The sequence below is a fragment of the Stieleria maiorica genome, from assembly GCF_008035925.1.
GTDB lineage: Bacteria > Planctomycetota > Planctomycetia > Pirellulales > Pirellulaceae > Stieleria > Stieleria maiorica.
On record NZ_CP036264.1, the window covers coordinates 3,470,007 to 3,496,572 of the forward strand.

The 26,566-nt window shown below is 59.1% G+C and carries 20 protein-coding genes; 18 read left to right on the forward strand and 2 right to left on the reverse strand.

What is annotated here, in order from left to right:
- The first annotated feature begins 44 nt into the window (after positions 1–44).
- The 18 genes from Mal15_RS34030 (at position 45) to Mal15_RS12070 (ending at position 23,586) form a co-directional block, all read left to right on the forward strand.
- A complete protein-coding gene (locus Mal15_RS34030) occupies positions 45–4,808 on the forward strand; it encodes a hypothetical protein (RefSeq protein WP_167546755.1) in 4,764 nt (1,587 codons plus the stop codon).
- Between the two features lie 202 nt (positions 4,809–5,010).
- The gene (locus tag Mal15_RS11990; RefSeq protein ID WP_147867977.1) at positions 5,011–5,493 is read left to right on the forward strand and encodes an Hcp family type VI secretion system effector; all 483 of its coding nucleotides are present in this window, start codon (positions 5,011–5,013) and stop codon (positions 5,491–5,493) included.
- 169 nt (positions 5,494–5,662) lie between these two features.
- Complete coding sequence (locus Mal15_RS11995) at positions 5,663–7,648, forward strand: type VI secretion system Vgr family protein (RefSeq protein WP_147867978.1); 1,986 nt, start codon at positions 5,663–5,665, stop codon at positions 7,646–7,648.
- A 26-nt stretch (positions 7,649–7,674) separates the two neighbouring features.
- Positions 7,675–8,094, forward strand: a complete 420-nt coding sequence (locus Mal15_RS12000; RefSeq protein WP_147867979.1) for a hypothetical protein — start codon at positions 7,675–7,677, stop codon at positions 8,092–8,094.
- Between the two features lie 8 nt (positions 8,095–8,102).
- Positions 8,103–9,077: a DUF2169 family type VI secretion system accessory protein gene (locus Mal15_RS12005; protein ID WP_147867980.1), complete on the forward strand. Its 975-nt coding sequence runs from the start codon at positions 8,103–8,105 to the stop codon at positions 9,075–9,077.
- A 51-nt stretch (positions 9,078–9,128) separates the two neighbouring features.
- Positions 9,129–10,235, forward strand: coding sequence for a hypothetical protein (locus tag Mal15_RS12010; RefSeq protein ID WP_147867981.1), 1,107 nt, complete (start codon positions 9,129–9,131; stop codon positions 10,233–10,235).
- On the forward strand, positions 10,232–11,410 hold the full coding sequence (locus tag Mal15_RS12015) for a DUF2169 domain-containing protein (RefSeq protein ID WP_147867982.1): 1,179 nt from the start codon (positions 10,232–10,234) through the stop codon (positions 11,408–11,410). The genes Mal15_RS12010 and Mal15_RS12015 overlap by 4 nt, the downstream gene beginning before the upstream one ends.
- The gene (locus tag Mal15_RS12020) at positions 11,410–12,387 is read left to right on the forward strand and encodes an FHA domain-containing protein (RefSeq protein WP_147867983.1); all 978 of its coding nucleotides are present in this window, start codon (positions 11,410–11,412) and stop codon (positions 12,385–12,387) included. Before Mal15_RS12015 ends, Mal15_RS12020 begins: the two co-directional genes overlap by 1 nt.
- Positions 12,388–12,579: 192 nt before the next feature.
- The gene (locus tag Mal15_RS12025; RefSeq protein WP_147867984.1) at positions 12,580–13,062 is read left to right on the forward strand and encodes an Hcp family type VI secretion system effector; all 483 of its coding nucleotides are present in this window, start codon (positions 12,580–12,582) and stop codon (positions 13,060–13,062) included.
- 176 nt (positions 13,063–13,238) lie between these two features.
- Complete coding sequence (locus Mal15_RS12030; RefSeq protein ID WP_147867985.1) at positions 13,239–15,329, forward strand: type VI secretion system Vgr family protein; 2,091 nt, start codon at positions 13,239–13,241, stop codon at positions 15,327–15,329.
- A gap of 3 nt (positions 15,330–15,332) precedes the next feature.
- On the forward strand, positions 15,333–15,860 hold the full coding sequence (locus Mal15_RS12035) for a DUF6484 domain-containing protein (RefSeq protein WP_199773852.1): 528 nt from the start codon (positions 15,333–15,335) through the stop codon (positions 15,858–15,860).
- A gap of 6 nt (positions 15,861–15,866) precedes the next feature.
- Positions 15,867–16,961, forward strand: a complete 1,095-nt coding sequence (locus tag Mal15_RS12040; RefSeq protein WP_147867986.1) for a DUF2169 family type VI secretion system accessory protein — start codon at positions 15,867–15,869, stop codon at positions 16,959–16,961.
- Between the two features lie 12 nt (positions 16,962–16,973).
- A complete protein-coding gene (locus Mal15_RS12045) occupies positions 16,974–18,017 on the forward strand; it encodes a 3-oxoacyl-ACP synthase (protein WP_147867987.1) in 1,044 nt (347 codons plus the stop codon).
- A gap of 19 nt (positions 18,018–18,036) precedes the next feature.
- Complete coding sequence (locus Mal15_RS12050) at positions 18,037–19,002, forward strand: DUF4150 domain-containing protein (RefSeq protein ID WP_147867988.1); 966 nt, start codon at positions 18,037–18,039, stop codon at positions 19,000–19,002.
- Between the two features lie 6 nt (positions 19,003–19,008).
- Complete coding sequence (locus Mal15_RS12055; RefSeq protein ID WP_147867989.1) at positions 19,009–19,923, forward strand: hypothetical protein; 915 nt, start codon at positions 19,009–19,011, stop codon at positions 19,921–19,923.
- A 194-nt stretch (positions 19,924–20,117) separates the two neighbouring features.
- A complete protein-coding gene (locus tag Mal15_RS12060) occupies positions 20,118–21,422 on the forward strand; it encodes a TIGR02270 family protein (RefSeq protein ID WP_147867990.1) in 1,305 nt (434 codons plus the stop codon).
- Positions 21,423–21,498: 76 nt separating this feature from the next.
- Positions 21,499–22,020: a hypothetical protein gene (locus tag Mal15_RS12065; protein WP_147867991.1), complete on the forward strand. Its 522-nt coding sequence runs from the start codon at positions 21,499–21,501 to the stop codon at positions 22,018–22,020.
- A gap of 48 nt (positions 22,021–22,068) precedes the next feature.
- The gene (locus tag Mal15_RS12070; RefSeq protein ID WP_147867992.1) at positions 22,069–23,586 is read left to right on the forward strand and encodes an FHA domain-containing protein; all 1,518 of its coding nucleotides are present in this window, start codon (positions 22,069–22,071) and stop codon (positions 23,584–23,586) included.
- Here Mal15_RS12070 and Mal15_RS12075 read toward each other — a convergent pair.
- Together Mal15_RS12075 and Mal15_RS12080 are read right to left on the reverse strand one after the other, a co-directional pair.
- The gene (locus Mal15_RS12075) at positions 23,554–24,843 is read right to left on the reverse strand and encodes a hypothetical protein (protein ID WP_147867993.1); all 1,290 of its coding nucleotides are present in this window, start codon (positions 24,841–24,843) and stop codon (positions 23,554–23,556) included. The two genes, Mal15_RS12070 and Mal15_RS12075, sit on opposite strands and share 33 nt — an antisense overlap.
- Before the next feature lie 245 nt (positions 24,844–25,088).
- On the reverse strand, positions 25,089–26,564 hold the full coding sequence (locus Mal15_RS12080; RefSeq protein WP_147867994.1) for a DUF1501 domain-containing protein: 1,476 nt from the start codon (positions 26,562–26,564) through the stop codon (positions 25,089–25,091).
- Positions 26,565–26,566: the final 2 nt, after the last annotated feature.

A 26,566-nucleotide genomic window follows, 5' to 3' on the forward strand; every position in this document is an offset into this window, starting at 1 on the left:
CTTTTCCCATAGGGATCAGACTTCTTCCGTTGGATCGCAATAAGATGAGCACCTCAGGCAAATACGGCGAGCGTCAATCGTGGCGGCGTGCCGGAAGCGGTCAAGCCGGGAAACGAAAAACGATCAAGACGCTGCTGACGCTCGTCGCGATCGCGCTGACGTTACTGTTCCTGTACATGTTGATGCCGGGGCCGAGTCGGCAATTGATCACGGTTCTGGTTTCCAACGACTACGACACCGACGTCGTCACACCACCGATGTTCGGCGCCGGCGCGCGCCAGGCGTTGAAGTCGCAGTTGCAGGCCGAAGATTTGCGCGGCAATTGCGAAGTGATTCGCAGCAGTTTTCAGCAGACCGAAATTGTTTCAAAGTACCTGAGCGACCCCGACGACACCGTCATGGTGATCTTGCGGGGCTATCTGATGCGGGACCAACAGGATCGCCCCGCCCTGGCGTGCAGCGACCTGGCGATCGGTGCGTCGCCCCAGACGCCACAAGGGCTGTTGCCGCTGACCGAGATTCTTGAGCCGCTGGCGAACGAAACACCGAAATCGTTCCGCGGCACACGGTTGGTCGTGATCGACGCCGAACCCTTGGCCGCCCAACCTTCGCTGGGCCAGTGGAATGATGAGGTCTTTGCCCAGCTTGACGAAACGATCAAACAATTGAACGGACCCGCGGCCGACCGCGTGTGGGTGCTGGTGACGCGTGGACCGATGCAGAACGTGGGTTGGGATCCGAACACGCACCTGCCACTGTCCACCCAGACGCTGCTGGACGGGATTCAAGGCGGCGCGGACCTGAACGCGGATCGGAAGATCGAGCTGGACGAGTTGTGTGCGTTCATCTCCGATCGCTACCAGCGAATGCCGCGGAATAACGAAACGGACAGCCCGCGCGTGATGCTGCTGCGGGGGGGCATCGGGCGAGTCGATTCGAACGCGTTGTCCAGTGGCGACTTGGATGTCTGGATCGCCCGTGTAAATCCGGCGACGGCGGACCAAACGAGCGAAGGGGAAGCGGGCACGCCGGAAGACTCCGGCGAACTGGCCGACGATCTTGCCGACAAAATTTCCCAGTCGCGACCACCGACCCCTGCGATCACCCCGGTCGTGTTGCAGGCGCCGTCGGGCGAAGCGGCGCCGCCACCTGCGCCCGCGGCGGGCACGCCCGCGGCAGGCACTCGCGACGATCAGGCCGACACCGCACCGACGCCCACCGATCCCGCCGCCGCGCCGCCGTCTGCCGCCGCGCCAACCGACGCGACGCCGCCCTCAGGCAGCGACAGCCCGACCGCCGACAGGCCGGCCGCAGGCTTGACGTTTTGGGACATCCGCGACCAATTCGAATCGATCCCCCTGGCCGGCTCGGGCGAAGAACAGGACGTCAGCGCGATCGCGCTGGCGCCCCACCTGTGGCGGCGATTGCTGGTCTTGGTGCTCGCCGGTCAAGTCAAAGATTTCGACCCGGCATCGCCGACCCAAACGCCGCGCCAGGTCGCCACGGATTTGCTAACGCTGCAGCGAATCGTCAAAGGGCAGGCCCCCGGCGGGGCACCGGCCGACACGATTTCCGACGACATCGTCAGCCGTCTCAGGCGAATCGTTTTAGACCATCAGGCGGCGCGGCAGGGCGTTCGTCCGGATCGGCGACTTCGCACCGCCGATGCATTGCAACACGCTGTCGCGGTGGCGCGATCGAGACTTTGGTCGTGGCTGGAATTCCAGCGTCAGGCCGCGCTCGGCGGCGCGCCGATTCCGGACCAGGGGATCAGTGACGCGGTGCTCCAGGCCGAGCGTTCCCTCGCCGAAGGCGCCGGGGCCGAGACTCCCGACCAGGGGACGCTTGACCGCCAACTGTCGCGACTGCACAGTGCGATCAACGTGTTCGACCGCAATGTCGAGGGTGCCGTCAATCAAGTGCTCGCCGGGTTTGCCCTGGATGATCCGCCCCGCACCTGGGAACTCAATCGCATTGCTTGGGCTTGGCTGCGGAGCCCGCTTCCCAGCGGCGACCAACGGCGACGGCTGGAATCGGCGCTGATGAAAGCACGGGTCGACGCGACCGACACGGAGGATCGAGAGGTCGATCTGGGCAACGTCGCCTTCGCAATGCCCACGCCGCCGCAGCGGACCCGCGACGCGATCGCCAAATACCGGTCGGAACTGGCGCGATTCGAAACACCACGCGAGGACGACGGCAATCCTGTCGGCAACACCGACTGGAAAGTCGCACTGCAGCAGGGCAATGACCAGCAGGCGGCGTTCGCCGAGCGGTTTTCCGCTTCATTGCGAATCGACCCGCGCGTTAATCTCGTGTCTGGCGGGCGACCGATCATCCATGCCATCACCCCGAAGCCGGTCGTTCGAAATCCCAGCGTCGTGATCTTGGACGACAGCGGGCAAAAGCTGGGGGAATCGGCGGTCGTGCGATTGGAAACGATGCAGGACATCGGCAAGCTGACGCTGCGAATCGATCCCGGCCGCGACCGCCCGGTCCGGTTGTTGGTCAGTGCCGAATTGCGTTCGTCCTCGGGGGATTTTGGCCCGCCGCGCGCCCGGGTCGAGTGGACTTCGCCGGGCTTGGTCCCCACTCGTCCCGGTGCTCCGGTGGCGGTGACCGTCGACGCCGATTCGTCGCGCGACCTGTCGCTGGAGATCCGGCCCGCGGACTTGGCCCGACGCGGCGATGAGTTGCAGCTCCGTTTGCAGATTCGTGCCGACCGCGTGTCCGACGAAATCGACGGCGTTGTCGGGATCCATTCCTTGCCGATCGAATTGCCACGAGAGAATCGACTAAGGTTGGTCGCGTCGTCGCCGCCGGGAATCGGTTGTTCCCGAGAGGTGCTCAGTGACGAAGGCAGCCTGCCGGGCGGGCTGTGGTTGCGGACCTTCAATGGACGCAAGACGCCGTTTCGATTCGAAGCGTTCAATGAATCCGGCAAGGCCTGTCTGGCCAAGGTCTGGTTGATCAAGCTGCCCAAGCCGATGCCCGATGATGTGGCCGCCTACTGGCCGGATTTTGCCGCCAACCTTTACTCCAACCCGGCCGGTGGGATTTTGGACGAAAAGGGGCGAATCCTGGAAAAGTTCTTGCTGCCCAACCAGATCCTCAATGGCCCCGCGACGGTGTCGATTCCCGCCGACCAGGGCCGTGTGCCGCTGCGTTTTCAATCCCCCGCTTCATCGTCCGACTCCGCCGCGGCCGCACCGCCACCGGCGGCTGCCGCCGATGCCACGCCGACGGACATCAGCCACGGTATGGCGTTGGTCTGTCGGTTGGTCGACGCGAATGACAACGTGATGCCGGAAAAGGACCAGATCATTTGCCTGGTCGCCAAACCCTGGGCGCCGAGTGATTACGTCACCACCAAGGTCAGTTACAACGACGGCGAAGTCGAAGTGAATGTGGAGCTGGAATTTGACATCGACGGCGACGCGCGTCGCGACGCCTTACCCGAATTGGAAAAGGTCCCGGTCAACGTCCGCTGGGTTCAAGACGACCAGTGGTCGGACTTTGCCGCCGAAACCGGCGTGCCCCCGCGAAGCTTGTTCGTGGACCTCAATCCCCAAGCCGGTCGATCGCAAGCGTTCTTTCGCGTCCCCGTCGTCCGCCGCAACCGAGAGTCGTGGTGCCGTTTGGATGTCGATGGATGGCCGCGGGCGATTCAGCATGTCGTCCAACATCAACCGGGGGCCATCGGTGCGGCCAAGTTAAAAAACGAAATCCGTTTCGGCTCGATCGCCTTGACCCGGCGACCGCAGGGAAGCACCGAACAACCGACCACGTCATACTATTGGCCTGAAGACGAAGTTTATTTCAAAGGGGACGGCGACCAATTGATCGCGACCATCAAAGCGGACTTTGGTTTTCTGACCCGGACCAGCGACCCGGAGGTCTCGCTGGATGTCGAAGGCCGCCGCTTCACCCGTTACAAAACCGACCGATTCATTCAAACGACTGCGACACCGTTGTCCGATCAAGGCGAGATGACCCTGACCACCCAGGTCAGTGACATCCAGGTCGAACTCAGCCAGGGGCGATACCGCGACGAGCGGATCCCGATCGACGCCACGCTGAAACTGGACGGCATCGAACAGGAGAACGCGTTGATCACCGCGGTGTTGGATTCGACCGCTCCGGACAAAAACCTGATTTCGATCAGCCCACGGCAGCGTGGCCCGTATTACGAAGCGTCGACGCTGGAGTTTTCAGTCACCGCCAGCGACTTGGGGGCAAAGGCGGCCGGGATCTCCAGAATCGATATCGGGCTCGACACGACGCTGGACAGCAAGGCGAACACCAAAACCGATTTTCACGCCTTCGACCCGCCCGTTTCCCCTGCGGTTCTGCCGGCGGCCAAGAGCATTTTCAAGTTTCAAGTCGCCGGTGATTACAACGTCGTCGTTCAAGCCACCGATGCGGCCGGCAACGAGAGCACGAATCTGTACCCGATCACCATCGCGAAGAAACCCGCACCGGCCGCCACGCCCGGCGACGGAAAACCGGACCAACCGAAAGTCGCCATGGGGCGACTGCATGGCGTCATCAACACCCGCGCCGGAATGAACGGGACACTGTTTCTGAGCCCCGCCCCGGCCCCGGTCACCAGCAAGGAAAAAACGATCCTCGGCCAAGACAAAGGCTTCGATTTCGGCCCCTTGCCGGAAGGGAAATACGAACTGAAATTCAAGGGCACGAAGCAAAATACTAGCGTGGAATTGACCTGGAAAGACCTGGAAATCGACACCACGCCGGGCAAGTCGAAGCCGCTTTCTCTGAGCCTGGATCAAGCCGAAACCGAATAACGGCCGCCGCGGGAGGCGGATCTGCGCCGATCGCCCGCCCCCGACCCGGCACGCGCGCGGATCGGATTTTCCACATTTTCAATTCGGTTTCTAGCAACAAACGCGACGCGGGTACGAGAACGTGAGTGTGCATCGGGGCGAACCAAATCGCCCAAGCAAATTACTCACGGTTTCCGTCCTTCCTCACCCCAAGGAACCTACAATGGCTGCTTACATCAAGTTTGATGGCGTCGATGGCGAATGCAAAGACAAGGACCACAAGGGATGGAGCGACTTGCTGTCGTTCAGCCAAGCGGTCCATCAACCCGGCGGCTCGGCCACCGGTGCGACGCGGCGTCGTGGCGACGTCATCATGGAAGACCTCTCCTGCACCAAGGAATTGGATAAATCGAGTCCCAAAATCGCCGAATCGGTGTGCAAGGGCAAGGTCTATCCGAAGGTCGAAATCGACGTCACCGCCTCGTACACCGATGCCGGTCGTGTGACCTACTATCGCTATGAACTGACCAACGTGCTCGTGACCAGCTATAACATCGGCGGTGCCGGGCAAAGCGAATCGGTCCCGACCGAAGACTTCTCGTTGAACTTCGAAGAGATCAAGGTGACGTACACCGAGAACGATTCCAAGGGCAAAAAGAAGGGCAACATCGAGTACAGCTGGAAGGTCGAAGAAGGCGAAAGTTGATCCGCCGCTGGACTCCCCACATCGGGCGCTCGGTCCGTTTGCCGCGGTGGCGAACGGACCGGTTTGCATTGGCAGGTAAAATCGACTCTGACAGGATTCGACCCTGACAGGCGGATGGTCGGCCGAGACAACATGATGTTCCCCCACCCCACCCTCTTCTGATCGAGCAATGGCACTTCAACAGCAAAACCGACTCTTGAATCTCAACACGGTTCTCGGCGACGATGTGCTCCTGCTCACGTCAATGACCGGCAACGAAGAAATGGGGCGGCTGTTTCACTATCAACTGGAATTGATCAGTGACGATCCGGGCATCAAGCCACAAGATATCGTCGGCACCCCGATCGGCTGGAGCATCGAGTTGGCCGACAACTCGCGCCGCCACTGGCACGGCCATGTGAAAAGTCTGGCCCGCGGTGACGTCGATCGTGAAGGTCGGCGCAACTACCGCGTCGAAGTCGTGCCCTGGCTGTGGTTCCTGACCCAAACCAGTGACTGCAAAATCTTTCAAGACACCAAGGTGCCCGACATCATCGACGAAGTCCTGGGTGACTACGGATTTGCCGACTACAAATCCGACTTTCTGCTCGAGCACAAGGAATGGGAGTATTGCGTCCAGTACCGTGAAACGGACTTCAACTTCTTGTCACGGCTGATGGAACAAGAAGGCATCTTCTATTACTTCCAACACTCCGAAGGTGCTCACCAGATGGTGATCACCGATCACAAAGACGGCTATTACACGCTGCCAGAGTCAAACGTCGATTTTCCCGACGACATCGGTTCGCGGGCGATTGACGACCACCTGACCAGCTGGGAACGCAAGTTCGAATTCGTGCCGGGCAAATGGGCCCAACGCGATTACAACTTCAAAACGCCCAGCGACGACCTGGGCACCGACACGGGGACGGTCGTCGACCTGCCCGAAATCAGCAACTACGAAATGTACGACTATCCCGGCGAATACGGCGACAAGACTGTCGGCGGCGACGAAACGCGGCTGCGGATCGAGGCCGAAGAAACGCGCCACGATATCGTCGCGGCGACCAGTTTGTGCAAAACGTTTCAGGCCGGTGGGCGGTTCACCGTCGATCAGCATCGCGACAGTGACGAAGAGGGCGCCGAGGTCGTGATCACGGCGATCCAACACAGCGCCAGCGAACCGATGGGATACGAGACCGGTGAGGACGCCGGGTTGGCATACCGCAACTCCATCACCTGTTTGCCCTCCTCACGCGTGTTTCGAACGCGACGCAGCACGGCCAAGCCGATCATCAGCGGCGTCCAGACGGCGATCGTTACCGGCCCGCCCGGTGAAGAAATCTATCCCGATGAATTCGGCCGCGTGAAATGTCAGTTTCATTGGGACCGTTACGGCGAAAAAGACGACAAGAGCAGTTGTTGGATCCGGGTGTCCCAGGTCCACGCCGGTTCCGGGTTCGGCGGAATCAGCATCCCCCGCATCGACGAAGAGGTGGTCGTCAGTTTCCTTGAAGGCGACCCCGATCGGCCGCTGGTGACCGGGCGCGTCTATCACGCACAAAACATGCCGCCCTACGGGCTGCCGGACTCCAAGAACATCAGCGGCATCAAGTCCAACAGCACCAAAGGCGGTGGCGGCTACAATGAGTACGTCATGGACGACACCAAAGGCAACGAACTGATCCGCGAACACGGGCAATTCGATAAAGATTCGACCATCGAAAACGATCTCCGCGAACACGTCCTGAACAATCGCACGCGGGACGTTTCGGTCGACGAAGCGGTCAGCATCGGCAGTAACCAGGAAATCAACGTCGGGGCCGATCGCACCGTGAATGTCGGTGCCAATCAAGACGTCTCGATCGGCGCTAATTCCACACTCAGTGTCAGTTCCAATCGCGACGTCACCGTCGGCGGTAATCGGACACTGAACGTGACCGGATCACAGGAAGACAACACCGGGTCCAGTCGAAGCACGACCGTCGCCAGCAGCGACACGCTGGACGTGGGCACCACACTGGAAATCAACGCCGGAACGATGATCAAGTTGTCCGTCGGCGGATCCGTCGTCGAAATCAGCAACAGCGGGATCAAGATTTCCGGCCCGATGGTCGACATCGCCGGCGCCGGAACGGTCAACATCGTCGGCGGCGTCGTCAAAGTCAATTCGTAGCAAACAAAACACAGGCACCGCATTTGATGACACAAACGCCCTCCAGCAACACCCCGCATGCCGATGCGACCATCGTCCCGCTGCGGCACGGCCAGTCGCTTCGATTACAGGATGATGGCCAGCGACAGTCCGTGCACCTGATGTCCGTCGACGGCAAATGTCGGCTGGAAATTCAGATCACCGAATCCGGGCCGGTCCTGATGCTCAACGGCGCCGGGCTGCAGGTTTCGGTCGACGGCCCGCTCGCGTTTGATGCCGGCAAGGTCTCGATCCATGCTCGTGATTCGATGGCTTTGTCGACCGATGGAGACTTGAGTTTAAAAAGCGGCGGCGAAATGCATTCGGTCGGTCGCAGCCAATCCATCGAATCGGAACTCGGCGATGTCAACGTCAAAGCCAACGATGATGTTCGGCTGAACGGCGAACGTGTACGAGTGAACTGTTAGTCCGTCCGATGGAATTAGAAAACACAACTCCGTTTCCGGCTCTGCTGTTTCGCGGCGCAATCGACGAAGACCGGTTCTGTGCGTCGGTGACTTGCCGCGTCACGTACGATCTGACCGACCGTGGGCTGGTGCTGTCACAGGAACAGCCCTGGATTGTTTCCGCCGAACCCTGGGAAGGTCCCCATGGCGGGCCGATGGATAGCGACGAAGTGTTCTACCGTGGCGGTGTCGATGTGTTGGTGTTCGGCCAGGCGTGCCCGTTTCGCGATGACCCGACGCGCGGACAGGTGGTCGTTCGCGTCGGCGACTCGTTCCAATCGGCGGTCTCGGTTTTCGGCGACCGCGTCTGGGTCGAACGCGACGGCGATCTGGTCCCCGGCCAGCCACAACCGTTTCGGTCCATGCCGCTGGAATTGAGTCATGCCTACGGCGGAAGCGATGTCTGGGACGAATTGGACATCCCTTACGCCGACAATCCCGCCGGCCGCGGGTACTACCTGTCGCGTGAAAGCGCCGCCGGATCGCCGCTGCCCAATTTGGAAGACCCCGCCAATCCGATTTCCCAGTGGGACGACCAGGGCGAGCCCGTCGCCACCGGCACCGTCCCGATGGCATTCGGCCCCAAGTTGAAGAAGTTCATGGTGATCGACGAAGTCACCGGCGAGATGAAGAAGTTGGACCCCAGGCTGTTCAACAGCGCGTTCCCCCATTTGATCGTCGACTCGGTCCAGCCCGGTCAACACGTCATCGTCGACGGCGTGTTCCCGCACGGATCGCTTGCGTTTGCGATCCCAAATGCCGATCTGGAAGTCGTGCTGCAATTCGATGAGGAACAAATCGTGGCGCCGCTGAAGATCGATCAGATCGGAATCGAATGTGAATCCAAACGCGTCTTTATCGGCTGGAGATACCCGTTTCGCTATCGTTTTTACCCCATGCAAAAACGCAGCTGCGCACTTCGATTGCGACAACCGCAAACCTAATCGTGGAATCAATCAGATGGCGATGACACCGTTTTTCTTGGGAGCAGATCAATGCACGCCGTGATGAAACACTGGCATCCGATGATGGGCATTGACTTCCATATCCCTTGGCCGCCCGGATCGCCCTCGCCGGCACCCTCGCCGGTCCCCTACCGCACGGGCATGGTGCTGATCGGGACCAGCATGATCGCCTCGTACGCGCCGACCCACCTGAGCATGGGGTACGGGATGTCGATGCAGCAAGGTACCGACATCGGGTTCTTGATCCCGCACATCGGTCCGCCCAGCGTTCTGTTGGCCATCGAAATTCCGCTCAGTTCGTCCAAGTCCTATTTCGGGGTGGCACGCTATCCGGCCGAAGGCAAACCGATCTGTGTCGCCATGTCGCTGATGGTCAACATGAACCTGAACTGCGGCACGCCGGTGCCCACGCCGACGGGGATGGTGCTGGCGCTCAACACGCACATGGTCGCGATGTCGTTGGCCGACATGATCTACGGCTCCGTGCACATGTTGCTCGATTTCGGGTTGCAGTCGCTGTTGCAGTGGGCCGGCGGCAAAGCCGGGGGGCTGATCGCGGCGCGATTCGAAATGCAGATCGCCTACCTGACCTATCGCTTCGGCCCACAGCTGTTGTCCAAAGCGGCGGCCAAAGCGTTCTTGCGTTCGTCCGGACGAAACATCAAGGGCCGTGACATCAATCGCGTGGCCCGTGAATTTGCCGACGCGCACAACGCTCGCGTTCAAACCGGACGCAACGCCGTTCCCAGTATCACCAGCGAGCTGGCCGGCAACATCACCGGCTGGTTCACCGGCGGACCGATGGGCGCCGACAACGCGACCATCGGCGGTCCGACGTTGGTCGACGAGGTCGGTGTCGGGAACGTTACCACGTCGATGGCCCAAGGCGCCGCGGACTACGTCAACGAACCGAGCGTCCCCGAACATCCCTCTTCACCACCGTCCAGTTCGACGCCCGACGCGGGAACTCCCGCACCGGACGCCGGCCCGCCCGCACCGGATGCCGGTCCACCCGGTCCCGATGCCGGAACACCCGGTCCCGATGCCGGTGGGGCGGGCGACGACGGGCCGAATGCGTCTTACCCGCCCGACGACGGCGGCGTCTGCGGACCCGATAATCCCGGACCCTACGAATGAGCCAGAACACGACACAAGATGCCGCGGCGACGGACCAGCTGCCGCTGGCGACCCAGGTTTCCGGGCGAACGTCCAACGGAGATTTCATCCTTTCGGTCTTGGCCAAGCGGACGTATCGCTGGGTCGACGGCCACTGGTACGTCGATGAAGAACAGGAACCGTTGTGCGGCGAAGCCCTGGCTAACGCAGATCATCCCGCATTGATGGAGCGCGACAGCGATCTTCATCCGCACAAAGAGAAAACGGATGTGATCGTCAAAGGCCACGCCTATGGCGACGGCCGCACCGCGTTTCTGGCCGGCGTCGATGTCGACGCGCATCGGATGATGATTCATGTCAGCGGTGACCGCATGGCCGATCGGACGACAACAAACCGATTGCAATTTTCACCTCCCCAGCCCGTCGAAAAGGTTCCGCTGTGCTTCTCCCACGCCTACGGCGGTGTGGACACGCTCTCAGAGGCAAAGTATGGCAATCCGTTCTTGGAACTTGCCGATCAATACCGCGGCCAAGAGATCGATCTCGAAGCGGCCAGCCCGTTCCGGTATCCACGCAACGCCGGCGGGATGGGGTACTTGATGGAACTGGACCCCGCGACGTTCCAGCCGATTCCGCTTCCCAATCTGGAAGCCCCCTCCCAACTGTTGACTCCCGAGACGCTGACCTACGGCGACATCGACCAGTGGCCGCGGATGCCGCTGCCGGCCGCGACCGACTGGGTCGACTATGGGATGTTCCCCCGCAATGCCTTGATGGGATTCGTGCCCTGGTTTGATCCGGAAATCGCCTCGGTGATTGAAATCGAGGCGAATTATGTGCCGGCGGAGATTTGGCATGAAGACTTTCGCGGCAATCCGTCGACCTTTATCGCGGGACTCAACGGCGCCCCGCTACCGCTGCAACTGCCTCACCTGACCGGCGGAGAGCAGGTGGCGTTGCGAAACATCCATCCGTCGCTGCACCAGTGGGGATTCACGTTGCCCGACGAGGTTCCGACGTTGCGAACCGATGGCCGACAGGGAAAACTGAACGACACCCAGGCGGTGATCCACACGATCGTGATCTACCCGGACACCGGACGCATGACGATTCTGTGGCGTGGGTCGGCAAAGGCGCTACGGCCCTACCTGCCCGAGGAACTGGAACGCATGCCGTTTGAGGCGATTTGGAACTGATGCGAGTCGTCGTGCGAGTCACCTCGGAGATCAATCACGGCCGTCGGTTTTGGTTGATCCCGGGACAGTCGGTGGTTGTCGGCGGCGATGAGTCGGCTGAAGTGGCGTTTCCGCACTCCGGGATGATGCCCCAACAATTCCAACTGAAGTGCGATTTCCATCGTTGCACGTTGACCGCGCTGGCGGAATCGACCTGCTGCAACGGTACACCGGTCACACAGACCACGCTGTCCAGCGGCGACCGGATTGAAGCCGGGCAGATGCGATTCGTCGTTGAAATGGACGCCCCAAAGCCGGCTTCGACCGGAGGCGTTTCGCGACCGAAGAAATCACCCGCTGCAAAGGCCGGTGTGGGGAAATCCCCCGACGCCCGACCGCCGCGGTGGCAGATCGTTCGCTCGACCGACAAAGCGACGTTACTGCGAGCCCATCCGAGCGAACAAGCCGACGGGTTGGCAGCACATCGATCGGCCTTGGCAAGCATCGAACGATCCGATTCCACGCGCGTGTTCCGGCTGATTCCACCGGCTTGCCAATCGCCGGACGCCACAAACGATGTTGCACCGCCTGCCGAAGATCCGCCGGCAACCCTGTTCGTCGCCCGGCATCTCCACGGAGAGATTCAGCAACGGTTGTCGGTTTCACTGAAGCCGATGGAGCAGCCACTAAGCCAATGGCCGATCGACGGCGAGCTTGGAACCGTCGGCTGGGTCACCCAAGGCGACGATGCGCTGGTCCTGCGGGTGTTGGGCTTGGCCGCTCAAGGCCGAGGCGCGACGCATGCGCGTGCCAACCCCCAGTGGATGCTGTGCAGCGCGGATGCGGCCGAAGTCACGCGTTTGATCGTCGATTCGGACGACGTGTATCTGGACAATCTGGTCGACGGATTCGATCTACTTTGGGCCGAGTGTCCCGATCCACCGCAATTGTTGGTTCTGGTCAACAAAGATTGCCTGGCACAACTGAATCCGTCCTGACGCGACCTGTTCAGACGACCACCGAAAGAGCGGGGAATCAGCGGGCAAGAACAGGTTTTGTGTTTTTTTCGAATTCTCGCCGCAACAAATCGACCGATGACGCGAGAACGCTAGTGTGCATTGCGGCGGGGCACTTCGCCGTGACGATGAATCACCACTTTCCACTGACTTTCCCCCACATTAAAGAACGAAATGGCTGCTTACATTAAATTCGATGGCGTCGACGGCGAATGCAAAGACAAGGATCACAAGGGATGGAGCGACCTGCTGTCGTTCAGCCAAGCGGTTCACCAGCCCGGCGGTTCGGCCACCGGATCGACGCGTCGACGCGGTGACGTCATCCTGGAAGACATCTCCTGCGCCAAGGAACTGGACAAATCGAGTCCCAAGATTGCCGAATCGGTGTGCAAGGGCAAAGTCTATCCGAAGGTCGAAATCGACGTCACCGCCTCGTACACCGACGCCGGCCGTGTGACCTACTACCGTTATGAACTGAAGAACGTGCTGGTGACCAGCTACAGCATCGGCGGTGCCGGTCAAAGCGAGTCGGTTCCGACCGAAGACTTCTCACTGAACTTCGAAGAAATCAAGGTGACCTACACCGAGAACGATTCCAAGGGCAAGAAGAAGGGCAACATCGAGTACAGCTGGAAGGTCGAAGAAGGCGAAAGCTGATCGGCCGCACGAAACGTCAATCCGCAATCGGTCCGGTCGCCCGCTCAGGCGATCGGACCGTTTTTGTTGGACAATGCGTATTGCTGGTGTTCAGCGGTAGCGTGCAACGCTCGGAGATTCGATAATCTATGTCGGGCAGCGGCCGCACCGCACACACCACCTTTCCTGGCCGAGCAATGGCACTTCAACAGCAAAACCGGCTCCTGAATTTGACCACGGTTCTCGGCGACGATGTGCTGTTTCTGATCTCTTTCACCGGCAATGAAGAAATGGGCCGGTTGTTCCATTACCACTTGGAACTGATCAGCGACGATCCCGGCATCAAACCGCAGGACATCGTCGGCACGCCGATCGGCTGGAGCATCGAACTGGCCGACAACTCGCGACGCCATTGGCACGGCTATGTCAAAAGCCTTTCCTGCGGCGACGTCGACGGCCAGGATCGGCGCAATTATCGCGTCGAAGTCGTGCCCTGGTTGTGGTTTCTGTCCCAGACCAGCGACTGCAAGATTTTTCAGGACACCAAGGTCCCCGACATCATCGATGCCGTCTTGGGCGAATACGGGTTTGCCGATTACCAGCCTGATCTGCAACTGGATCACAAAGACTGGGAATACTGCGTCCAGTATCGCGAAACCGATTTCAACTTCTTGTCACGGCTGATGGAGCAAGAAGGCATCTTCTACTACTTCAAACACTCCGACGGTGCCCACCAGATGGTGATCACCGACCACAAGGACGGCTACTACACGCTGCCCGAAGCCAACGTCGACTTTCCCGACGACATCGGGTCGCGGGCGATCGACGATCACCTGACCAGTTGGGAACGCAAGTTCCTGTTCGTGCCGGGCAAATGGGCGCAGCGGGACTACAATTTCAAAACGCCCAGCGACGATCTTGGCACCGATACCGGGACCGTTGTCGACCTGCCCGATGTCAGTGATTACGAGATCTACGATTACCCCGGCGAGTATCCCGACAAGAGTATCGGTGGCGGCGAAACACGGTTGCGAATCGAAGCCGAGGAAACGCGCCACGACATCGTTTCGGCGACCAGTTTGTGCAAGACGTTTCAAACCGGTGGTCGGTTCACCGTCGATCAACACCGCGACAGCAGCCAGCAAGGCGCCGAAGCCGTGATCACCGCGATCCAGCACTCCGGCAGCGAACCGCTGGCCTATGAGACCGGAGGCGGGGGCGAAGGGTTGATGTATCGCAATTCGATCACCTGCATCCCCGCTTCACGCGTGTTCCGCACCACACGCACCACGGCCAAGCCGATCATCAGCGGCGTGCAAACCGCGATCGTCACCGGCCCGGCCGGCGAGGAAATTTATCCCGACGAGTACGGCCGCGTGAAATGCCAATTTCACTGGGATCGCTACGGCGAAAAAGACGACAAGAGCAGTTGCTGGATCCGTGTCTCGCAGGTCCATGCGGGATCCGGTTTCGGCGGCATCGATATTCCACGGATCGATCAAGAAGTCGTCGTCAGTTTTCTCGAAGGCGATCCGGATCGACCGTTGATCACCGGTCGCGTCTACCATGCGCAAAACATGCCGCCCTGGGATCTGCCGGCCAACAAGACCCAAAGCGGCTATCTGTCACGCAGCAGCAAGGGCGGCGGGAAGGACAACGCCAACGCGATCCGATTCGAAGACCTCAAGGGCGAAGAACAGGTTTGGATCCACGCCGAAAAGAACCAGGACATCGAAGTCGAAAACGACGAAACGCATTGGGTCGGACATGACCGCAGCAAGACGATCGACAACGACGAAACGGTGCACGTCAAACACGACCGGACCGAAACGGTCGACAACGACGAAACCATCACGATCAAAAACAACCGTACCGAAAGCGTCGGCGTCAACGAAACCATCTCGATCGGCAAAGATCGCACCGAAGACGTCGGCAAAAACGAAACCATCACGATCGGCGAAAATCGGACCGAATCCGTCGGCAAGAACGAAACGATTTCCGTCGGCGGCGATCGCGCCGAAACCGTCGGCAAAGGAGAAACCGTCTCGGTCGGCAAGGATCGCAGCCACGACGTCGGTGCCAATGACTCGCTGACGGTCGCCAAAAATTTGACGATCAACGCCGGCGACCAGATCACGATCACCACCGGCAAAGCATCCATCACGATGAAGAAAGATGGTACGATTTCGATCTCCGGCAAAGACATCACGATCAACGGCTCGGGGAAAATCACCGGCAAAGCCAGCAAGAACATGGTCCTCAAAGGCAAGAAAATTCTGCAGAACTAAGCCATGCTACAGTCAACCCCCGCTCGTTCGCGACGGCTGAATTCCGAAGACGATCGTGAGCCGAAAATGGATCAAGGCCCAACGGCGACGCGGCAATCTCTAAGGGCGATGCCGCAGGCTTCGGTTGTTGTCGGGCGTCTGGCACGATTGCATGACGACGGCACTCCGCGGGTCGATTTTCCAGGCAATCCGAGCGAGCAGGGAAGTATCGCGAGATCCACCGCCCAGATCACTGCCAACGACGTCGGACGCGACGTTGTATTGATGTTTGAGTCTGGAGATCTGAGCCGACCGATCATTATGGGAGTGATTCAACCGCCACAAGAAGTCACGCATGATGCGTCGACCGTCGTCGCGGATGTTGATCACCAGCGGCTTGTGCTCTCGGCCGATCGAGAAATCGTCCTTCAATGTGGAAAAGCCAGTATCACGCTCACACGATCCGGAAAGGTGTTGATACGCGGCGCCTACGTGTCCAGTCGTTCGTCCGGTGCCAACCGTATCAAGGGCGGCTCGGTTCAGATCAATTAGACCCTCATGCAGATCTCCTCAAACACCACGGGAATGCAGGCAGGACTCACTGTCGCCACGGACAAGGTGGGAAAGGACTACTGCGTGATCGTCGTGAAAGGGACGTTTGATATTCCTGACGACGCCCACCAAGCCGTGACACTTGCCGAGCAGCAGGTCGGCTTGGTGTATGCCGACGAGCACTACGGCGATCCGGGAGAAACGAGCATCAAGTACGAATGCGATTTCGCGCGGTTTAAGCCGAAATCGGACATCATCCTGAATGCGACGGCTTATGCCCCCGGCGGCGCGCCCGTGTCGGAGATGGAGGTTTCTGTGACGGTCAATGGCACCGAAAAGAAACTTGTCGTGATCGGTGACCGTATTTGGCAAGATGGCGTCTTGGGCCCCAAGCCATCGAAGCCGAAACCATTCGAGAGTATGCCGATCATCTACGAACGATCCTTCGGCGGATCAGACCACACGCACGACCATCAAATGCACCAGGGGTCGGAGCTGCGCAATTTGGTCGGCATCGGATATCACAAGAACAGGGACCCTAAAGCGGCACGCGGATCCGCACTGCCAAATATTGAGCTGCCCGGTAATCGGATCGCCTCGTTCACCGATACGCCTTCTCCGGCAGGATTCGGAATTCTCGGGCGTGGCTGGCAACCGCGGGTCCGGTACGCGGGAACGTACGACGAGTCGTGGCTGAGGAATCAACGACCGTTTTTGCCGTCCGACTTTGACGACCAGTACTTTCAATCGGCTCCCGAAGACCAGCAGTTCGACCACTTTCGCGGGGGCGAGTGGGTTCAGTGCACCGGACTGACTCCCAGCGGCAGACTGGAGTTTGCGATACCGCAACTGCACCTGCCCGTCACGTGTGTCTTTCGTGACCGCGTCGAGCATGCGACCTGTGTTCAAGACACAGCGATCATCGAACCGGATCTGCGACGCTGCATCGTCGTGTCCCGAGCGGTCATTCCGATCGGTCCCCGACTGCATGCATTGCGGGAAGTGTTCGTGGGACCACAGCCCAAGGTTCGGACGTCCGGCAAACAATCGTACGGCTCGCTGAGCGAAATGATTGCTGCAAAACACGGACAGGGAGGTTGAAGCAGAACCGCAATGTACGTCACTGAAACCGGGATGGTATGTGCGGTCGGCCCGAATGCGGAATCAAGTTGTGCCGCCATGCGTGCGGGAGTCGACGGGTTTCAGGAATTACCCTTTGTCGATAATTCGGGTGAACCCATCATTGGCGGGTTTGTGCCCGACTTGGAATTTGGACTCAGGCACGAACAAAGACTGGCGGAACTGCTTTGCCAGTCGCTGTCCGATTGCATGGCAAAGACGGCTGGAATGAGCTGGGGCTCGGTTCCGTTGATCGTTTGTCTTGCTGAACCGACCGCACCGGCGCCACTCGCTGGCGACGGCAATCAAATGATCGCCGAGGTCGAAAAACGGCTGGGCGTCAGATTCAGCCGCGAGCATTCTCAATGCGTCGCTACCGGGCACACCGCCGGGTTCCGTGCACTTCAAATCGCTCGCCGACTGTTCCAGGCCGGCAGCGAGCACTGTTTGGTGTGCGGCGTCGATTCACTCGTTAATGCGCGGACGCTCCATTGGCTCAATCAATCTTGGCGATTGAAAACGCTGGAAAATTCGGATGGGGCGATTCCAGGGGAAGCCGCCGCCGCTGTCTTGGTCCAACGATCGGCGCATGATGCCGACATGAACGTTCACGTCAGAGGTCTGGGGTTTGGTCAAGAACAAGTGAATGTACTCTCCCAAGAGCCGTTGCTGGGAATCGGGTTGGCCGATGCGGCGAGGGCGGCTTTGGCCGATGCCAAGATCGAAATGCACGAAGTCGACTTTCGTATCGCGGATGTCACCGGCGAAAGTTACGGATTCAAAGAGCAGGAGCTGGCATTGCAACGGGTGATGTTTCAGGTGCGCGAATCCTTGCCTCTTTGGCACTGTTCGGACACGATCGGAGATACCGGAGCGGCGGCGGCAATCTGCCAGTTGATCTGGAGCTACTACGCATTCAAAAAACGGTACGCCCCCGGTCCTTACTCCGCACAATTCGCCAGCTCCGTCAGCGGCGACCGAGCGGTGGCGATCGTCCAAAGCGTTGGGTCCGCCGAACAAGATTACATTGCAGCATAGATAGGGAGGGGATCGATCCATGTCCAACGACGTTTTCGCCAACGGAAACGAAATCGCATGTAAGGCGGGTGATGGAAAAGTCATCGCGGCTTTCCCCGACGTGTGCCTGAGTCCCCCGTCACCTCCGGCCGGCCCGATCCCGATCCCCTATCCGGACACGTCGTTCTCGAAGGACATGAAGAACGGCAGCAAGACCGTCAAGATCAGTGGTAAGGAGGTGATGCTGAAAGACAAATCTTTCTACAAGACCTCACCGCTGGGTGACGAAGCGGCGACGAAAGGCCTCGGTGCCGGCGTGATCACCCACGTGATCACCGGAAAGACCTACTTCACCGCGTGGTCGATGGACGTCAAGTTTGAAGGCAAGAACGTGGATCGGCACATCGATCTGACCACGTCGAACCACATGTGCAAAATCGGCAACTCGATGATCATGGCCAATCTGGATTCGATGGCCCAGGCTCGGATCATGGACGACAAGTGCCCTTGCTGCGGACAGGACCCGCATTGCTCCGCTCAAAAGGAAGATCTCGCCAATATGAGGGCGGGAAACGAGTCGACGTCGATGAGTCACGAGGAATACTATTCACATGCAACAAGCAAGAAACACAAACAGATCTTGGCTGATGCCGAAGCCAAAAATGCAAAATGTAAATTCCTGCCTGATGAAAGCACCCCCGAACAGTGCAAGAGATACTATCCAACGAAAGCACCAACCAAGAAGAAGCCACGGACACCCGAAGGCTTTAAGATCCCGAACGAAACCACTGCAAGTCGAATGCAGTGGGATGACAGTGAACTAAAAAAAGAACTGGTTGCGAAACACCCGCCCGGAACACAATTCGCCCACAAAGTTCCCGTTTCGGCGGGCGGTTGTCCAACGAATCCGAACAACGTCCAGCCCGTTACCGACCCCGATTGCAAGGTGTCGGAGGATGCGTTGGGTGAAGTACAAGGCAACATTGCCGCGAAATTGCGAGGGTAATCAATGATGGCCGGCAAGACCGATCGCCGAGTCCCCGACTTCATTTCTAAGGGGACGTTCTCCTGGGGAGGGCTCGACTACCATTTTGCCGGCGGTCAGGATCCTGAGATCCGAGACTTTGCAATGGACGATCCCTGGAGGGTTCTTCTGAAAAGCCTTGCAAGGGCCAAGCGAGGTGACTTCAGCGAACTATCACATCTAGAGAAAGTGATCGTCGAATCCAAAAATACCGTTGCGACAAACATTGCACTTGAACTGATTGGATCTGCCGGGACCGATGCGCAACTGAAATTCTTGCGTGAATCTATCTTGCACGGCAACGAGTACTTATCTGTCGAAGCGTGTGCAGCTGCGGTCAGTGCAGGTTGTCTGTCGTTAATTCCTGCAATGTTGGAACGTTGGGCCTTTGCGAAAGCTTTTCGCGACAGGGAAACGATAAGTTTGCGGCTCGGGATCCTGCTCGAAGAATGGGAAGGTCCGATTACGGAAATGCGATTGTTTCATGACGACTCTGATGGGAGCACGACGGAAGAGATCGCGACTGAAAGTGTATTGTCTGAAGGGTTTACGAAGAAGTATGTTGCGTTAGTAAACAATTCCATGGTCGAACTGAAGAGTCGATGCGCCGCGTCTGACTCGCCGGTTCTTCTCGGCAACCCGTTCGGTGTAGTTAAACTCGCGGAATACATGGCTTCACTATTGAGGTCAGAGATTGATTTTGCATCGTTGAGTGCCATGTTCCTGGTTCTCCGGCACAGATTCGATTCATCCACGGGGATCGATTGCTCCGGTTTTTTTCTGGACCGGAAATTTCAGCCACTTATGGCGAGTTCAGTTCTGGAAACGTTTTTTGAGAGCGGGGAGGCGGACAAATTTGAACACGGCGTGCGGTACTTCTTTGGACATCGAATTCCAAAATAGATGCGAAGCGATTTGGACGCTCCTTCACATCCATGTTGAAAGGCACGGGCTTAGTGAGCCGACGGCGCTAGCCGCGGGCCTTGAGATGCTTCGGCAACCAGAGCGTCCGATGGATCTGGTTTTCCATGGAAGTGCCAAAATCTCGATAGCGGCTACGATCGAGTGTGCATTGAACCTTTTCACTACGATGCCCCATGAATTTCATCCTCGACCAACATGCTGCCGGCGCGTCGGCGACTTGGCTGCGGCGCGATGCTGCGGTTGGGGAACCGCACTACTCGCTGCGGGACCTAACCGAACTTGATGGTCGGTTGGAGGCGCATCTGGAAGGATTGATTCTGGCCGGGGCGGCTGGATGGGATTTGGCGGTCGAGGAATTGAAATGGCAGGAACCGGGAGAGGTCTTCGTGGTTGCCGCATTGGCAATCGAGGCGGGGGACGCTGAGAAGCAGCAAGTTGCGTTTCAGTCCGTTGATGGTTCCGGCGAACTACGGCGGGCACTGATTTCGGCGCTGGCTTGGGTGCCGTGGGAACGCTGCCTGCCGCTGGCGGATCAGTGTTTGCAACGCGATGACGGTTTTTGGAGATATGTCGGTGTCGCGGCCTATGATCTGCACCGCGTCGATCCCGGTGATCGGCTGGTCGATTGGATTAGCGATGACGACGAAACCGTTGTGGCCCGCGCCGCCCGGTGTGTGGGGACGCTGGGAGGAACCGACTTGTTGGACCGATTGGGCGGATTGGTGGCGCATGAAGACGACGCCGTACGTTTTCATGCCGCGTGGTCGCTCGCCTTGCGCCGGGGGGATCCGGCAGCGGTCGGCGCGATGACCGAATTTGCGTTGTCCGAATCAAGTTTTTCCGGCGATGCGGGGCGGTTGTTGACCAGTGTGATGTCGATCGATCAGGCAAGTCGGTTGATCAATCAGCTCGCCCAAGGCGGTGACGCACAGCTGCGATTGGCAACGGTTCTGTCGGGTCATTTGGGGATCGTGGATGGCATCCCGTGGCTGCTGGAGATGATGAAGATTCCTCAGCATGCCAGGGTCGCGGGCGAATCCTTTTCGCGGATCACCGGACTGCGACTGGACCAGCGGCCGCTGGAAGGCGAATGGCCCACGGGTTTTGTTGCCGGCCCAGATGATGACCCGGACAACGACGATGTGGAACTTGATGCCGACGAAAACTTGCCCTGGCCGAGCCCAGAAGATATCGCGGCGTGGTGGCAGACGCACCATGACCGGTTCGCTGCCGGAGTCCGCTATCTGCTAGGATGGGACGTGTCCGACCCCGATTGGCAGCGGAAAATCCTGGTCTTGGGTCGGCAGCGCGAACGGGCCACGGCGGCGATCGAGTTGGCGATCGATGACCCCCAATTTCCGCTGATGGAAGTCCGTGCCCGGGGACCGAGTCAAATCAAAACGCTCGGCTGTGGTCGTTTGCCCACCGAAGAATATCGGTGCAATCAGCTGGAATCCGGCCCCGCATCCAGCTGCTGACGGTCGTGGTTGCAGGCGTGGCGACGCGTCGGCGCGAACCCAAAAGTATTGACTCTTCACTTGAGAGTAATTGCACGTGGCCGCCGTGGTTGAAATCTTACTCGAGCACCTGGACGAAATCGGTTTCCTGTGGTCGCAACGGGCCGACGCCATCAGTTCGCCCGACTATCGCGAACAAGACGTCCAAGAACTGGATCATCGAATCGCCGCACATCTGGATGGACTTTTGGTCGCAGGTGATCAGTGCTTCGAGGTGGCCGCGCCGCGATTGGGCGAGGAAGACAAGTCCATCGCCTTCGCAGCGGCCTGGTGTCTCGCACAACTCGGCGCTTTCGAACGGATCTTCAACCAATTGGAACAATGCAATTTAGATGCAGTAATCGAAGCGTTTTGCCATTGTTGTATCGACTCTGTCCAGATTCCGCTCAAGGAAATCTATCAGAACGCCGATGCCGATGTTGCCTCAGCGATCGGGCTTATCTTGGCCACTCATCAGAAATCGCTGACGCCGAACAGGTTACTGGAGTTTTTGGGGCACGACGATCCACGCGTTCGAGAGCGCGCGTGGAATACCATCAGTAGGTCCCCCAATGCATAATAAATCCGCCACGGGCTCAGAACCATCTCGACTCGGCGAGGCGCACCGATGAAAATCGTTCTCGAAATCGTGGAGGGTGCCGGCTTCGCCCGTAAACGATCGCTTCGCGCTCCCGCCGTGTTGGTGGTCGGTCGAGGCGAAGCGTCCGATTGGATGCATCCCGATGACCCGACGATGTCGGCGCGTCACTTCGAAGTGTCGGTGCAGTTCGACGGTTGCACCGTGACGGACTTGAACAGCACCAACGGCACGCTCGTCGACGGCCAGAAGATCTCACGCCAACCCATCACCGATGGAATCAAGATAAAAGCCGGTTCAACGGTTTTTCGTGTCTTCATCTTACAGCCGGCTTCGGGCACGTCGCGGACCACCGATTTCCCGGCGCCCCAAAACGATCTTCCGGCGGAACCGCCGCCGCGGCACAAATCCCCAGTCGTTGCCTCCAATCCATCGAAGCCCCATCTCTCCAACTCCGTCGGACAGGTTCTGCGACAAACCGATGTGATCAGCCCGACGAACCCCACACGGGTAGATGCCGCAGACGAACGCGCGGCGTACGACGGTTCCGGTCCCTCGGCACATCGGCCCAAAACCGGCGCCGTGATTGAAGTCGTCTCGGAATTCGGTCGCGGCCGAAAATCGATTCTGCGTCCCGGCCAAAGCGTCACCGTCGGCCGAACCGAAAACTCTGATTTTGCGATCGCAGACCCGAAGCTTTCGGCGACTCATTTCTCGCTCGCCGATGGACGATCGGGTTGGCAGCTGACGGACCTTGGTAGCGGAACAGGCACAGCGGTCAACGGTGTCAAGAAGTCGACCACCGTGGTGCGTACTGGCGACCGGATCGTGGCCGGGCAAACCGAGTTCCTGGTCACGATCGGTGAATCCGCCCCATCGAGTGGACAGCGAGGTGGCTTCGGCCAATCGTTTCAGGAAGGTGTCCGCGACAACGACCCGCACGTCCGTCGGGCCGCGATCCACGCCGCCGCGTGGTGCCGCGAAGCTTGGCTCTTGGACTTCTGTCGCGAATGCGCGTGTGACCCCAGTCCTGATCAATGGGATGCGCTCGAGATGCTTTCCATCCTGGGATTGCCAATCGATCTCGACTTGATTCGCAGTTTGATTGGTCATTCGGATTTAGGCCCGGGGCGTTTTGAATGGCTCGCATCATACGGGCACCCCGCCGTCCTGCCCGATTTATTCGATGCCATGCGGAGCGATGACCTGGCGGTTGTCGTTGTGGCCGGCTCCGCGTTTTCGCGGATCACCGGTTGGGAGTTCGGTTCGGAGGATGTCGCGACACTACAGGACGACGATTTCATGCTTCCCGATGTTCAGCGAGCTCAACAGGAATGGGATCGCCATTGCGGGCAATTCGCCTCCGGGACGCGGTATCACCAGGGGATCGAAACGAGTGGGGCTCCGACGCCGGAGTTGCTTCAGCAGCTTGATATGCGTTCGCGCTGGGAAGCCTGCTTGCGTGGCAAGTACGAGGGCACCTGGAACGGCAGCCCGTTTGACCTGCAGCGGTACTCACTCCATGAACTTCTTCAAGTCCAAGGTTGAACGTCCGATCGATTGGTAGAACGTCTTCAGCCCTTCGCGGTTGAACGACATCGCTTGACCGTCGGGAAAGAAACCGACGACCAATTCGTCGGCCGCCAGATTGTCTAGGCTGTCAAAGGCTTCTTGTGAACCGTGCAAGACTCGGTCCTGGTCGAGTTGCTTATTGATGTCCGCGGCGACTTTTTTGATGTCGGTGTTGGTGAAGTCATCGGTCAGTGTTCCCGCCGGCTTTCCGGCCCGGGCGTTGGCCGTATTGTCGACCGCCAGGGCAATGTTCCGTCCTTTGGCATTGGGGTCGATGACGCCCATCAAGTCGTAGTCGCCGACCAGCGGTTTCTGTGACAGCGGATCGACGACCTGACCGGGTTCCACCGGCCAATCGGCGTTGCTGACGTCGATCGTTTCCCCCTTGCCGTTGGTCGCCGTACGACGGTTCCGGTCGACGACAAAGTATTGTTTGTTGCTGCCCGAACGGATCGTTTTCTGCGCTTTGCCGACTTCGGAAATGTCTTTGCAAGTTACGATGCCGGTTTGTTTGCTGGTTTTGAATTTGATCTCTTTCGGTTTCGCTGGAAAACCTTTCTGAATCCAGCGAACCGATTTCGGATTGGTCTGCCGGACAAGAATGATTCGGGGACGATTGGGGTTCGCCGCGGCCCGCAGAAACGCTCGGAAGTGGTTCGGCGGCATGCCTGCGTCAGCCGCACCGGCCGCCTTGATGATCCCACGCATGTTCTTGATCTTCGGGCCGTAACGCTTGGCGCCTTTGGCGATCAGAGCCATGAATGCGGCCACGCCGACCACGGCCAGAAAGTTAGCCAGATGCTTGGAGGCCTTTTCCAGATCGGCTTCGCTGCGCGCCGAATAGGTCAGTTCGACGAAGGACACAAAATCGTTGCCGACCGACCAGACCTGCCAGCCTAAGAAGCCCAACCCCACGACCAACAACAACGCATCGGCGATGAACCCCACGCCGAAGTAGTGCGAACCGGCCCAAACCACCAACACGCCAACGATGATCGCGATGCTGGCCGGCGACAGCATGGCTTCGAACTCCTCCTGGATCTCCGCCGGCAATTTCGGCCCCGTCAAATGCAACACTTTGACGAACCGGTCATCCAACGACATCGACTCCACACCGCCCTCACGCCCAACGGAACCCGGCGTGGGCGTCAACCGACACTGGTTGGTCCCAGCATCATTCGGCAGTGTCGAAACATCCGTGCCCACGGGCCCGGGGATGCGCAGATCAGCCATCGTCGGAAAGGTTGGTTGGAAAGAACGAGATTACAGACGGTGAATCAATGGGGATGCCTTGTGAAGCGATCATCGGTGCAATGAGAGACGACAGAAGGACATCGGCGTAATCGTCCGGTCGCAAGAATTGTTGTCGGTGAATTCTGAAAAAGCGAAAAATCGCGTCAAACGATGGGGGCAAAACGATGGGGGCAAAAACAAGCACTTCCCCGATCATTCTGCCCCGAATGATTCTGCCGCTCCCACTACGCCAAGATCTGCCGCACCACATGTGCCTCTTCGACCCCCGTCAATCGCTGGTCCAGCCCGCGAAACGGGAACGTCAGCCGTTTGTGGTCGATGCCCAACTGGTGCAGGATCGTGGCATTAAAGTCGCGAACGTGGACGGGGTTTTCGACGATGTTGTAACTGAACTCATCGGTCTGGCCGTACGTCATGCCGCCTTTGATTCCGCCCCCGGCCATCCAAACACTGAAGCAACGCGGGTGGTGGTCGCGGCCGTATTCGGTCGGCGTCAGTTTTCCTTGACAGAAGGTCGTTCGTCCGAATTCGCCTCCAAACACGATCAGCGTGTCATCCAGCAGACCGCGTTGTTTCAGATCCGCGATCAGTCCGGCCGACGGCTGGTCCACGTCGTACGCTTGGCCGCGCAGTTTCTTGGGCAATCCGACGTGGTGGTCCCAACCTCGGTGAAACAACTGGACGAATCGCACGCCGCGTTCGACCATCCGGCGCGCCAACAGGCAGTTCCGCGCAAACGAACCGCTCTTGTGGACTTCCGGGCCGTACTGGGCGAGAACATGCTCCGGTTCGTCGCTCAAATCGGTCAGTTCTGGAACCGACGTTTGCATCCGAAACGCCATTTGTTGTTGTGCGATGGTTGTTTTGATCTCCGGGTCGCCGATTTCGTCCAGGTGTTGCTCGTTGAGTTCAGAAACCAGATCCAACATCTCTCGTCGGCTGGATTTGATCACGCCCGGCGGATTGGACAGAAACAGCACCGGGTCACCGGAGGGTTGGAACGACACGCCCTGGTGTTTGGAGGGCAAAAATCCCGATCCCCACAGACGGCTGTAGAGCGCTTGGACGTTGCCGGTGCCGCCGGTCCAATAGGCGGAGTTCATCACGACAAAATCGGGCAGGTTCTCGTTCATCCGTCCAAGCCCGTAGCTGAGCCAGGAGCCCAGACTGGCCTTGCCGGGGATCTGTGACCCGGTGCAGAACAGAGTTTTCGCCGGGTCATGATTGATCGCATCGGTGTTCAGTGTTTTGACGATGCACAGGTCGTCGGCCACTTTGGAAAGGTGTGGCAATAGTTCGCTCATTTGGATCCCGCTTTGCCCTTGGGGAGCAAACGAGAACATCGAGGGGGCAACGATTTGGGCTTTCCCTTTGGTCATTGCGGTCACGCGTTGACCATTGCTGACGCTGGGGGGAAGCGGTTTGCCGAACTGTTTGTGCAGATCCGGTTTGTCGTCAAACAAATCGATCTGGCTGGGCGCACCGGCCATGAACAGAAAGATCACACGTTTGGCGCGGGCGGGAAAATGCAGTCCGTCGCCGGGCAGTGCGCCTGCGTTGCCACGGGCCGGTGCGGCCGTGGATTGTGATTGCGCGATCACCGATGCGAGCGCGCTCGCGCCGAGCCCCATGCCGCAATGCCGCAGCAGACAATCCTTCAAAAATCCACGTCGGTCGTCGGTCGGTCGAATCCAGTCCATGT